Origin of the sequence: Sulfitobacter sp. W074, from assembly GCF_025142275.1 — a bacterium.
GTDB classification, from domain to species: domain Bacteria; phylum Pseudomonadota; class Alphaproteobacteria; order Rhodobacterales; family Rhodobacteraceae; genus Sulfitobacter; species Sulfitobacter profundi.
The window spans coordinates 198254-210001 of sequence record NZ_CP081130.1 but is presented as its reverse complement, the minus strand read 5'-3'; the positions used below and the strand labels follow the sequence as shown (position 1 = coordinate 210001).

The 11748-nt window shown below is 62.3% G+C and carries 12 protein-coding genes and 2 riboswitches; of the genes, 4 read left to right on the top strand and 8 right to left on the bottom strand.

What is annotated here, in order from left to right:
• Positions 1-27: 27 nt before the first annotated feature.
• The 5 genes from K3762_RS19635 to K3762_RS00970 form a co-directional block, all read right to left on the bottom strand.
• Positions 28-1422: a cytochrome c1 gene (locus tag K3762_RS19635; protein WP_276321493.1), complete on the bottom strand. Its 1395-nt coding sequence runs from the start codon at positions 1420-1422 to the stop codon at positions 28-30.
• Between the two features lie 11 nt (positions 1423-1433).
• Complete coding sequence (petB, locus tag K3762_RS00985; protein WP_067265773.1) at positions 1434-2777, bottom strand: cytochrome b; 1344 nt, start codon at positions 2775-2777, stop codon at positions 1434-1436.
• A gap of 15 nt (positions 2778-2792) precedes the next feature.
• Positions 2793-3353 (bottom strand): ubiquinol-cytochrome c reductase iron-sulfur subunit, encoded by a 561-nt coding sequence (petA, locus tag K3762_RS00980; protein WP_007118534.1) that lies wholly within the window; start codon positions 3351-3353, stop codon positions 2793-2795.
• A 190-nt stretch (positions 3354-3543) separates the two neighbouring features.
• On the bottom strand, positions 3544-4152 hold the full coding sequence (locus K3762_RS00975) for a glutathione S-transferase (protein WP_120349884.1): 609 nt from the start codon (positions 4150-4152) through the stop codon (positions 3544-3546).
• A gap of 60 nt (positions 4153-4212) precedes the next feature.
• Positions 4213-4827 (bottom strand): FMN-binding negative transcriptional regulator, encoded by a 615-nt coding sequence (locus K3762_RS00970; protein WP_260010956.1) that lies wholly within the window; start codon positions 4825-4827, stop codon positions 4213-4215.
• A gap of 59 nt (positions 4828-4886) precedes the next feature.
• A riboswitch (FMN riboswitch) is annotated at positions 4887-5024 on the top strand.
• Positions 5025-5100: 76 nt separating this feature from the next.
• Between K3762_RS00970 and K3762_RS00965 the strand changes: the two genes are divergently transcribed.
• Positions 5101-5583 (top strand): 6,7-dimethyl-8-ribityllumazine synthase, encoded by a 483-nt coding sequence (locus K3762_RS00965; RefSeq protein ID WP_132444028.1) that lies wholly within the window; start codon positions 5101-5103, stop codon positions 5581-5583.
• On the opposite strand, the gene K3762_RS00960 is transcribed toward K3762_RS00965, so the two are convergent.
• The 3 genes from K3762_RS00960 to thiB are packed head-to-tail and all read right to left on the bottom strand — an operon-like array spanning position 5580 to position 8768.
• On the bottom strand, positions 5580-6272 hold the full coding sequence (locus tag K3762_RS00960) for an ATP-binding cassette domain-containing protein (RefSeq protein WP_260010948.1): 693 nt from the start codon (positions 6270-6272) through the stop codon (positions 5580-5582). The genes K3762_RS00965 and K3762_RS00960 overlap by 4 nt on opposite strands.
• Positions 6259-7815, bottom strand: coding sequence for a thiamine/thiamine pyrophosphate ABC transporter permease ThiP (locus tag K3762_RS00955; RefSeq protein WP_260010938.1), 1557 nt, complete (start codon positions 7813-7815; stop codon positions 6259-6261). The genes K3762_RS00960 and K3762_RS00955 overlap by 14 nt, the downstream gene beginning before the upstream one ends.
• Complete coding sequence (thiB, locus tag K3762_RS00950) at positions 7791-8768, bottom strand: thiamine ABC transporter substrate binding subunit (protein ID WP_260010937.1); 978 nt, start codon at positions 8766-8768, stop codon at positions 7791-7793. The genes K3762_RS00955 and thiB overlap by 25 nt, the downstream gene beginning before the upstream one ends.
• Positions 8769-8802: 34 nt before the next feature.
• Positions 8803-8904: riboswitch (TPP riboswitch) on the bottom strand.
• 92 nt (positions 8905-8996) lie between these two features.
• On the opposite strand from thiB, the gene aroC reads away from it, so the two are divergent.
• The 3 genes from aroC to cobO all read left to right on the top strand — a co-directional run bounded on the left by aroC (position 8997) and on the right by cobO (position 11731).
• Positions 8997-10106 carry a chorismate synthase gene (gene aroC, locus K3762_RS00945; protein WP_132444024.1) on the top strand — a complete coding sequence of 370 codons (1110 nt, stop codon included), beginning with the start codon at positions 8997-8999 and terminating at the stop codon, positions 10104-10106.
• Positions 10107-10116: 10 nt separating this feature from the next.
• Complete coding sequence (locus tag K3762_RS00940) at positions 10117-11055, top strand: DMT family transporter (RefSeq protein WP_067935337.1); 939 nt, start codon at positions 10117-10119, stop codon at positions 11053-11055.
• Between the two features lie 70 nt (positions 11056-11125).
• Positions 11126-11731, top strand: coding sequence for a cob(I)yrinic acid a,c-diamide adenosyltransferase (cobO, locus tag K3762_RS00935; RefSeq protein WP_132444023.1), 606 nt, complete (start codon positions 11126-11128; stop codon positions 11729-11731).
• The last annotated feature ends 17 nt before the right edge of the window (positions 11732-11748 follow it).

Here is an 11748-nt window from a genome sequence, read left to right as displayed (position 1 = left end):
TTCTCATTTCCAAAAGCCGTGGCCCGATCAGTCGTCCTTGCGGCGGTTCTTGACCGGCGCCCAGAGCTTTTTGTTGGTCAGGTACAGCAGCACCGACAACAGACCCAACAGCACAACCCCGGCAAAGCCAGCCTGCTTGCGCGCGCCCAGTTTTGGCTCGGCGGTCCACATCAAGAAGGCAGAGACATCCTCGGCCATGTGCTGCACGTCGTTGGCATGCTCATCCGCAAACTCGACGAGCTCATCCGACAGCGGGGGCGCCATGGCGATCCAGCCGCCGGGGAAGACAGTGTTCTCATAAAGAACCGTGCCTGCTTGCTCTTTCTCTTCGCCAGTATAACCGGTCAGCAGCGCGGTGATATACTCCGGCCCGCCGATCCCTTTCAGGAACTGGTTGATGCCCAGACCGTAGGGGCCGTGGAACGCGGCGCGTTTCTTGGCCATCAGCGAGAGGTCAGGTGCGTTCGGCAGGTTGGACCCGGGGAAGTGGTCAACCGGGGTGCCGGGGCGGGTATCGTCCAGCTCGGCGTCATAGACGTCATAGCCTTTAGCGTATTCGATCACCTGCTCTTCGGGCATATTCGGACCGGTTTCGTCCGACAATGTCCGCATCGCGACATACTCCAGACCGTGGCAGGCCGCGCAAACCTCGGTGTAGATCTGCAGACCGCGCTGAAGCTGGTTTACGTCATAGCCGCCGAACGGACCATCGAAAGAGAAATCGATGTTGTCGATATGCGGTGTGGCGTGGGTATCGCCGCCGTGGTCATCGTCACCGGCATGATCGTCCGAGGCGTGCTCTTCGCCGTGATCATCCGCTTCCATGACGCCAACGTTGGGGTCATCGCCATGCGCTTGGCCGTCGACGTCGTCTTCGACGATCACTTCGTTTTCAGCGTTTTTCTCGGCTGTCGATTGCGCTTCGTCCGAGGCTTCGACTTCCTCGGCAGGTGCTTCTTCTGCGTCTTCGGCGGAAACCTCTTCGGGCACTTCCTCGGTGGCAGCATCCTCAGTGGCGGTTTCTTCGGCCGGGGCCTCTTCCGCTACTGGTGCTTCCTCGGCAGGCACCGTTTCAGCCGGAGCTTCCTCGGTTGTCGCCTCTTCAGCTGGAGCTTCTTCAACCGGAGCCTCGGCAGCAGGTGCCTCTTCGGTTGCGGTGTCCTCAGCAGGAGCTGCCTCAACCGCGGGTTCCTCTGCCGGGGCCGCGTCGACCTCGGGTTCGGCTGCGGTGGTGTCAGCTTCGGCAGGTGCTTCTTCCGCCGCTGGCGCTTCAGCAGGCGCGGTTTCGGCTTCGGCCTCCGGCGTTTCCGCCGGAGTTGTTAGCAGTTCTTCTTCTGTCGCTGTGTCCTGCGCCAGCACCGCCGTTCCCGGCAGGGCAAGGCCCAGAGTTACCACGGCAGAAAGGAGGTTGGTCTTCATCATGGTCATGATCCTTATTCCGCCGGGTTCACAAGCGTCTTGGTGCCGCCTGCCTTGGGCGCGTAATGCGCGTCAAAGTCGGCTTCGATGGTTTCAGGCTGCGCCAGCGGCTTCTCGATCACGCCCAAGAGGGGCAGGATCACGAGGAAGTAGGCGAACCAATAGGCCGAAGCGATCAGTGAGAAGCTCGCATAGGGCTCTTCTGCGGGCATCGCACCCAGCCACATCAGGGCGAAGAAGTCGATCACCAGCAGAGCGAACCACCATTTGAACATCGGACGATACCGGCCCGAACGCACAGAGGATGTGTCCAGCCACGGCACCAGCGCCATCACGGCAATCGCACCGAACATCGCCAGCACGCCGAAGAACTTGGCGTCGATGATGCCACCGGTCACGAAGGACGCAATCTGCACAACCCAAACCTCAGACGTGAAGGCCCGCAGGATCGCGTAGAAGGGCAGGAAGTACCATTCCGGCACGATGTGTGCAGGCGTCGCCAGAGCGTTGGCTTCGATGTAGTTGTCCGGGTGGCCCAGATAGTTCGGCATGAAGCCAACAACCGCGAAGAACAGCGTCAGGATCACGGCCAGCGCGAACAAGTCCTTGATCACGAAGTAGGGCCAGAACGGCAGCGTGTCTTTCTTGGCGTCTTCCTTCGAGGTGCGGCGCACTTCGACCCCGGTGGGGTTGTTGTTGCCGGTCGTGTGGAAGGCCCAGATGTGGAGAACCACAAGACCCGCAATCACGAAGGGCAGCAGATAGTGCAACGAGAAGAAGCGGTTCAGCGTCGCGTTATCAACGGCAGGTCCACCCAGCAGGAATGTCTGCAGTGTTTCACCGACGAAGGGCACCGCGCCAAAGAGGCCGGTAATCACGGTCGCGCCCCAGAAGGACATCTGACCCCAAGGCAGAACGTAGCCCATAAAGCCGGTGGCCATCATCAGCAGGTAGATCAGCATGCCAATGATCCATGTGATCTCACGCGGGGCTTTATAGGAGCCATAGTAGAGACCACGGAAAATATGCGCATAGACCGCGATAAAGAACAGCGACGCGCCGTTCATATGCAGATAGCGGATCATATAGCCGCCATTCACGTTGCGCATGATGTGCTCAACCGACGAGAAGGCCAGATCGACATGCGGCGTGTAGTGCATCACCAGAACGATGCCGGTGATGATCTGCAGTGCCAGACAGAAAGTCAGCACGATGCCCCAGATCCACATCCAGTTCAGGTTCTTGGGCGTGGGGATCATCAATGTGTCGTACAAAAGGCCAACGATGGGAAGGCGGCGGTGCAGCCACTTTTCGCCGTTCGAATTCGGCTCGTAATGGTCGTGAGGAATTCCAGACATCTCTCTTCCGCTCCCTTAACCCAGTTTAATCGTGGACTCGTCCACGAATTCGGCGACAGGCACCGGCAAGTTGCGTGGGGCCGGCCCCTTACGGATGCGGCCTGCGGTATCGTAGTGCGACCCGTGGCAAGGGCAGAACCAGCCGCCAAAGTCACCCGCATCACCCAAAGGCACACAGCCAAGGTGCGTACAAACGCCCATCTGAACCAGCCATTCACCAGTTTCATCCAGCGCGCGGTTCTCATCCGTGGCAGGCACGTCGCCGCTAAGGTTCTCGTTCTGCGCGATCGGATCGGGCAGCGTCGATACATCGACGGCTTTCGCCTCTTCGATCTCGGCTTCGGTGCGGCGCCGAATGAACACCGGCTTGCCCAGCCATTTCACAGTCAGCTGCGTCCCGACTTCAACGCCGGACACATCCACACGAATGGACGACAGCGCCTTTACGTCGGCAGAGGGGTTCATCTGGTTGACCAGCGGCCAGACGGCGGCACCAACGGCGACGGCACCTGTACCGGCTGTCGCGTAATACAGGAAATCCCTCCGGGTGCCTGCGTGTTCTTCTGCTTGGGACACGGGTTTACTCCAATTCTTGGCCAAATCTGGCCGTCAGACATAGGGGTGGCGTCACCTTGCCACCTGACTTCTCGCCGCTATCTACCGGGATGGACCGCGCCCGTCCAGATGTCAAAGCCGCGCATCTGGGATCAACCGCGCCACAACGCGGCAAAAATACCGCGATTGTGGCAATATCATTACGGCCCGATTACTGCGGCGGCGCCGTATGCATCATCGCGGGACGCGAATCAAAGGCATCGAACCAGGCCGCCAGATCAGGGTTTCCAGCACGCCAATCGCGTGCGCCATGGCGGAAATCGACATAGCCCAACGCGCAGCCAATCGCGATTTGCCCCATATCCAATGGCCCCGCCAAATGCGCTGCCCATTGATTGTTCAGCGTCTTGCAGGCGCGTTCAACCTTGCCCCACTGGCCCTCGACCCATTCCGCCATGCGTTTGTTTTCGGGGCGCAGCTTGCCTTCGTAGACCATGGCGAGCGCTGCATCGAGCATCCCGTCCGCCGTGGCCTCCAGCGTCAAAGTGTCCCACCTGCTTGCGCCTTGGGGGTAAAGCCCCGCTCCGGCGCGGTCATCCAGATAGGCGCAGATCACCCGGCTGTCATAAAGCGTGCATCCGTCCGGTCGCTCCAGTGCGGGCACTTTGGTCAGCGGGTTGCGCACGGCAAAGCCCTCGGCCGGGGCCAGCGGCGTGCCCGAGGTTGGCTCCAGCGCGACATCATCAAGCTGGCCAGTTTCGTGCAGCAGCACCATGACCTTGCGGACATAGGGCGAGGTTTGAGAATAAAATAGTTTCACGTGAAGTTCCCCCTTGGTTGCCCGCACTATTCAACGGGGCCGCGCCTGACGCAACGGCGTTCAAGCGCCCCGCATCAATGCCGCCATCACCGCAGGCTCTGTCCCGAACCCATGCGCCGCCATCTGATCCGCCGCCGCCAGACGCACAGCCTCATCCTTGTTCTGGCCCAGCTTCCACGTGCCATCGATCCCGGTGACGCGGATCTGGCAGGGCACGATCATACGTAGCATCTTGTCGCGCGCCTCGGGGGTCATCTTGTCCATCGTCCACGGGGTCTTGGGGGCCAGCCGCGCCTCATAGACTGCCGACTGCCGCGCCAGCAGATCAAGCAGTTCCTCTGCCGGGCGCACCTCTAGCATCCCGGTCAGATGCACGGCGACGTAGTTCCATGTCGGCACTTGGTCTTCGATGCCGTACCAATCGGGCGAGACATAGCTGTCGGCCCCGGTCACTGCCAATCGCACCGGCTGCGGGGCCTTCAGCGCCCGCGCGATGGGGTTTGAGCGCACCAGATGCAGCTCCGCCAGATCCCCGGCAGCGTTCAGAATGAAGGGCACATGCGCCATCAGCGGCCCGTCGGCGGCGTTGATCGCCAGCACGCCAAAGCCCATGTCGCGGGCAAAAGCGAGGTTCCTGTCTCGGCCCTCTTTGCGGTAGATCGGGTTGGGATGCATGGCGGCTCCTCGGGCGTTTCTTTTGGTATTGCAGAGCCTTCCCCAACTTGGCAACCTAGCATCATTCTCAGGGCGGGGCGAAATTCCCCACCGGCGGTAAGCGGTTCCCGCAAGCCCGCGAGCGGCCCCACGGGGTGTCAGCAGATCTGGTGCGACTCCAGAGCCGACGGTCACAGTCCGGATGGAAGAGAATGCGAACAGATGTGGGGCCTTGGCCCTGCCTATGCTCGTGATCGCCTTGGGTGGACGTGTCTGAACCTAAAGGAGATCACCATGACACAAGATCGTTCCGCCCGTTTCGCCTTTGTGCGCGCAAGTTGGCATGCGGATATCGTCGACCGCGCCTATGACGGATTTACCGAAATTATCGACGCCGCGCAGGTCGACAGTTTTGCCGTTCCCGGTGCCTTTGAATTGCCGCTGATGGCACAGCGCTTGGCCAAAACGGGGCGCTATGACGCCGTGGTCTGTGCGGCCTTCGTTGTCGATGGCGGTATCTACCGTCATGACTTCGTGGCGCAGACCGTGGTCGATGGGCTGATGCGCGTGGGGCTGGACTGCGACCTGCCGGTGCTGTCGGTCTCGCTCACCCCGCATCACTATCAGGAAACCGACCACCACAACGCGATCTACCGCGCGCATTTTGTCACCAAAGGACGCGAGGCCGCCCAAGCCGCCCTCGGCATGACCCAAGCGCTGGAGGTGTTTTCTTCAAAAGAAAACGCCCCGGAAATTTCAAAAATTTCCGCCGCCTAACCCAGATAGGCACGCAGGGCCGGGGGCGGGTTGTCGAGCAATTCCGCCGCTGGCCCCGGCGCATGAGCGCGCCCGCCTTCGACAAAGATCACCTCATCCGCGATGCGCCGCACGTCATCGGGCGCATGGGTTACCATGATCAACCCCGCCCCGGTCTCTCGGGCGAGGTCTTGGACAAGGTCCAACATCTCAATCCGCAGCGCGGGGCCAAGCGCGGCAAAGGGTTCGTCCAACAGCACCCAAGGCCGCGCCTGCACCAGCACCCGCGCCAGCGCCACGCGGCTTTGCTGCCCGCCCGACAGCGCGCCGGGGCGTTTGGAGGCGTGATCGCTCAGCCCCACTCGCGCGAGGGCAGCATCGATCCGCGCTTGATCCGCCGCCTTCAGCCGCAAGTCAGGGCGCAGCCCAAGGCCGACATTCTGACGCACGGTAAGATGTGGGAACAGGTTATTATCCTGAAACAGCATCGTCATGCCGCGCTGGCCGGGATGCTGTTCGGTGATGTCTGCGCCATCCCGCAACAACCGCCCCGCCGCCACCGGCACAAACCCACAGATCGCCGCCAGCAACGTCGACTTGCCCGACCCAGAGGGGCCGATCACCGCATAGCTGCGCCCCGGTGCGAGGGTCATATCGGCGACAAGGCTGAATTCGCCCCGCTCTATGCGCATCTTTTCAAGCGTCAGCATGCCAGCGCCCCCATTTGTCGCAGATGAAAAACACCGCCAGCGCCAAGACCAGCAGCAACAGCGCCGCACCTGCTGCGGCCTCCATCCGGTAAGCGCCCATCAGACGGTACATTTGTAAGGGCAGCGTCGCACGGTCCTGATCGGCGAACAGCGCGATCACGCCGAGGTCACCCACCGACAGCGCCCCGGTCAGCCCGGCGGCAAAGCCCAGTTGTGGACGCAAGCGCGGCAAGACCAGCAAACGCCAAAGCGCCCAACCATTCATGCCGAGGGTCTGCGTCAGCGGGCCATAATCCTGCAACGTCTCACGCAGCCGCGGCACCAGAATGCGCAGCACGAAAGGCAGCGCCATCAGCGCGTTCACGAGGGCCGTAACGGGGAGGCTCAGCCGCGCGGGATCCAGCACCGGGTTGATCATGATGAACCACCCCGTGCCGATCATCAGCGGTGAGGCGGCCAAACCCATCAGGCCAATTGCCTCCACCCCGCCGCGCCGCCGGGTGGCGATCCAACCCGCCATCGGTAAGGCCAGTGTGGCAAGTACCATCACGCTGAGGCCCGCAACCAGACTGCTATTCAACGTGGCCTGCCAAACCGAGGGTGGCAACTGCCCTACCCCCGCCAAACCACGCAGCACCACAGCCCCCAGTGGCAGCAGCAGAAACAGCGCCGCCAACGTGATAACGACGATATCCAACGCTCGCTGCCCCCCGCCCCGCGCATCCCAGCGGCGCAGGGGGCGGTCCAGCCCGCCGCCCAGGCTGATCGGCGGGATCAGCCAAAGTGCCGCAACCGCCGCAGCACCGGCGAGCACAAGCTGCACCACCGACAAAAGTGCCGCCCGCCCAAGGTCAAAATCAAACCGAAACGCCTGATAGATCGCCAGCTCGATCGTCGTCGCGCGTGGCCCGCCACCCAGTGTCAGGGCCACGGCAAAACTGGTCAGACAAATCACGAAGATCAGCGCCGCCACGCCGGGCAGCACCTGCCGCAGCATCGGCCATTCCAGCGCCAGAAACAGCGCCCGCGGCGTCATTTGTAGCTGCCCGGCCAGTCGAAACCGCTCGGACGGTATGCTCTGCCAGCCTTGCAGCAAAAGCCGTGTCGCCAGCGGAAGATTAAAGAAAACATGGGCCAGAACGACGCCATGCAGCCCGTAGATCGACACGGGCGGCAGGCCCAGAGCCGCGCCAAATTGGTTCAGCACGCCCGAGCGGCCAAAGACCGTCAGCAGCCCCAGCACCGCCACGATCACCGGCAGGATAAACGGCGCGCCGAGCAATGTGATCAACGCCCCACGCCCCCAAAACTGCCGCCGCGCCAAGGCGCGGGCCACCGGCACGGCCAGCAGCACAGACAGCACCGCCGACCAGACCGCCTGCGTCACGGTAAAACGCACCGCCGCCCAGTCCGCCGCGCCGAGCCCTGCCCCCACATCGGCCGCCATGAAAACGGCGACCAGGGCGGCGAGGATCAGGCCCGCGACCAGAGCGGCGGCGAAAAGCCCCGTCTTGCTGCTTAGCGCGACAGCGCGGTCAGCCATTCGTCCAAAGCCTCTTCACGGAGCGCGGGGACTTCGCCGTTCGGCACCAACAGCGCCTTGCCGGGCTGGATCATCCCGTCAAACCCTTCGGGCAGACCGCCTTCGGGCGTCACGGCGGGGTACATCCAGTTGGTCGTCGGCAGCACCGATTGCGCGGCGTCAGAGACGAGGTATTGCAGAAACTGATCGGCCAGCTCCGGCTGATCCGACCCCGCGAGCTTCCCCGCCACTTCGATCTGCATGTAGTGGCCTTCGTCAAACAGCGCCGCTGTCTTGCTGTCATCCTCCTCTGCGATCAGGTGATAGGCGGGGGATGTGGTGTAGCTCAGCACCATGTCGGCCTCGCCTTCGAGGAACAGGCCGTAGGCCTCGGACCAGCCCTTGGTGACGGTCACGACGTTATCCGCCAGTCCTGCCCAAACCTCGGGCGCCTCATCGCCATAGGCCGTTTTGACCCACATCAGCAGACCCAGACCGGGGGTTGAGGAGCGCGGGTCTTGGATGACGATCTTCAAATCGCTCTCGGCCAGCGCTTTGAAATCGGTGGGCGCGGAGAGGTCCGTGCCATGGACAAAAGCGAAGTAGCCCCAGTCATAGGGGACGAAGACGTCATCTTCCCAAGTGATCGGCAGATCATAGTCAGCCTGCAACCCGCTCGGCGCGAACAGCTCAGTCTCCTTCGCCGCCGCGACAAGGCTGGTGTCGAGCCCCAGTACGATATCCGCGTCAGAGCGCGCGCCCTCAAGCTTGAGCCGCGCCAGCAGTGCCGCGCCATCGCCCATGCCAACGAATTTCAGGTCGCAGCCGCATTCGGCCTCGAACCCCTCTTCGATGGCCGGGCCGGGGCCCCATTCGGTGACGAAACTGTCGTAGGTATAGACCGTCAATTCAGGCGTTTCGGCCCATGCAGCCGATGCGCCCAAGACGCCCGCAGCAAGTGTAAGATACTTCATTGCATCCTCCTTTTGCGGCGAAAGGTAAAAGGTGGATGTCTGTCCGGACCTTCCCTCCGCCGGTGTTAACCGGTTCAGGTTCAACGGGTCCGCACAACACGTACATCTCAGCCCAAAGGCCCCCCGAGGTAGCGTCAGGGGTAGATGCCCCCCACACAATTGGCAAGGCAAATCCCCTTGAGGCAGGGCGCTGCCCCGGCTAAGGGTTTGACAACAGGAGGTCCGCCCATGTCGATCAACAGCTTTGGCCATCTTTACCGGGTCACCACATGGGGCGAAAGCCACGGTCCCGCCCTTGGCGCCACGATTGATGGCTGCCCCCCCGGCGTGCCGATTGACGAGGGCATGATCCAGCAGTGGTTGGACAAGCGCAAACCGGGCCAGAACAAATACACCACGCAGCGGCGTGAGGCGGATGAGGTGCGGATTCTGTCGGGCACCTTTGAGGGCGTCACGACAGGCACGCCGATCCAGTTGATGATCGAAAACACCGATCAGCGCTCCAAAGACTACGGCGATATCAAGGACAAGTTCCGCCCCGGTCATGCCGACATCACCTATTTCCAGAAATACGGCATCCGCGACTATCGCGGGGGTGGGCGTTCCTCGGCGCGCGAAACGGCGGCGCGGGTGGCGGCGGGCGGTCTGGCGCGCGAGGCGATCAAGGCGCTGGCCCCGAACCTGCAGATCACCGGCTATATGGTGCAGATGGGTCCGCATAAGATCGACCGGGATGCGTTCGATTGGGACCAGATCGAGCAGAACCCGTTTTGGGTGCCCGATGCCAAGGCGGCGGACGACTGGGCCGCGTATCTCGACGGGCTGCGCAAGTCCGGCAGCAGCGTGGGTGCGATCATCGAAGTCACCGCGCGCGGCGTGCCTGCGGGGCTCGGCGCGCCGGTCTATGGCAAGCTCGACACCGATCTGGCCGCCGCGATGATGAGCATCAATGCCGTCAAAGGCGTGGAAATCGGCGAAGGCATGTCAGCCGCGATGCTGACCGGAGAGCTGAACGCGGACGAGATCACCATGGGGCCAGAGGGGCCGGAATATTCCTCCAACCATGCGGGCGGCATCTTGGGCGGGATCAGCACCGGGCAGGATGTGGTCGTGCGTTTCGCGGTGAAGCCGACCTCAAGTATCCTGACCACGCGGCGCACCATCACCAAACAAGGCGAAGAGACCGAGATCATCACCAAAGGCCGCCATGATCCCTGTGTTGGTATCCGCGCGGTGCCGGTGGGCGAGGCGATGATGGCCTGCGTGCTGCTGGATCACCTGCTGCTGCACCGCGGTCAGATCGGCACTAACCGCGGACGGATCGGCCCCGAAGCATGAGGACCAGAGCATGAAAGTCGATGATTTCTCCGCCCGCCCCGCCCTTGGCGTCGGGCTGAAGATCACGGCGATCCTGCTCTTTACCTGCATGTCTGCGATCATCAAATCGCTGGCCGACGATGTGCCCGCGGGCGAGTCGGTCTTCTTCCGCTCCTTCTTTGCCATTCCGGTGATCCTGATCTGGCTGGCGCAACGCGGCAAACTGAAAAGCGGGCTGAAGACGAAAAACCCGATGGGCCATGTCTGGCGCGGGCTTTTCGGCACCACGGCAATGGGGCTGACCTTTACCGGCCTTGGCCTGCTGCCCCTGCCCGAGGTCACCGCCATCGGCTTTGCCACACCGATTTTCACTGTGATCCTTGCCGCCGTGTTGCTGGGCGAACAGATCCGTCTGATCCGCGTGACTGCCGTGGCGATCGGGCTGGTCGGGGTGATGATCATCCTCTGGCCGCGTTTCAGCAGCATCGGTACGATGGAACAGACAGCCACGATTGGTGCGCTGTTGATCCTGATGGCGACGATGGTGCGCAGCCTTGTGCAGATCCACATCCGGCAATTGGTGCAGAACGAAGACACGGCGGCGATCGTCTTTTACTTTTCCGTCACTGCATCGGTCTTGGCGCTTTTCACCCTGCCCTTCGGCTGGGTCATGCCTGATCTGCAAACCTTTGGCTTGCTGGTGTTGGCAGGGTTAATCGGCGGAGTGGCGCAGATTCTTATCACCTCGGCTTATCGCTTTGGCTCGGCTTCGATGCTGGCGCCATACGACTATACCTCGATGCTCTTTGCCATCTTGCTGGGCTACGTCTTCTTTGCCGAACTGCCGACGATGATGATGCTGGCAGGCGCGGCGCTGGTGATCAGCGCGGGCGCGCTGGTGATCTGGCGCGAGCGGCAGTTGGGGATGGAGCGCGGCAAAGCGCGGTCTGTCACCGATCCCAAGGCGTGATTCATTGCGGGCTTTCGCCCGGCTCGCCCTCTCCCTATGGTGCCCCGAAACCGGATAGAGGAGATGACCGATGAGCGACGCGGATCCGCAAGACCACAAGGAAAAGATGCAGCAGCGTCAGGCCGAACAGCGCGCCAAGGTGGCCGAGCTGCAAGACCCTGACAAGGGTCTTGTGCTGGTCCATACCGGGCCGGGCAAGGGCAAATCCTCCTCTGCTTTCGGGGTCGTCGTACGCGCGCTTGGCTGGAAACAGCGCGTCGGTGTGGTGCAGTTCATTAAGGGCAAATGGAAGACCGGCGAACGGCTGTTCTTTGAACAACTCGATGAGGTGACATGGCACACGATGGGCGAAGGTTTCACCTGGGACACCCAAGATCGCAACCGCGACATCGCCGCCGCCGAGGCCGCATTTGGCAAGGCGCGCGAGATGATGGCGAGCGGGGACTATGACCTCGTGGTGATGGATGAGATCAACATCGCCATCCGCTATGAATACCTCAAGATCGAAGACGTCATCGCCGGGCTTGATGCCCGCGACAAGCGCACAGCGGTCGTGCTGACAGGCCGCGACGCCCGGCCCGAGCTTTGCGACTATGCCGATCTGGTGACCGAGATGTCAGAGGTCAAACACCCGTTCAAAGCAGGCATCAAAGCACAGCGCGGCGTCGACTACTGAAACGAAAAGGATCGCCC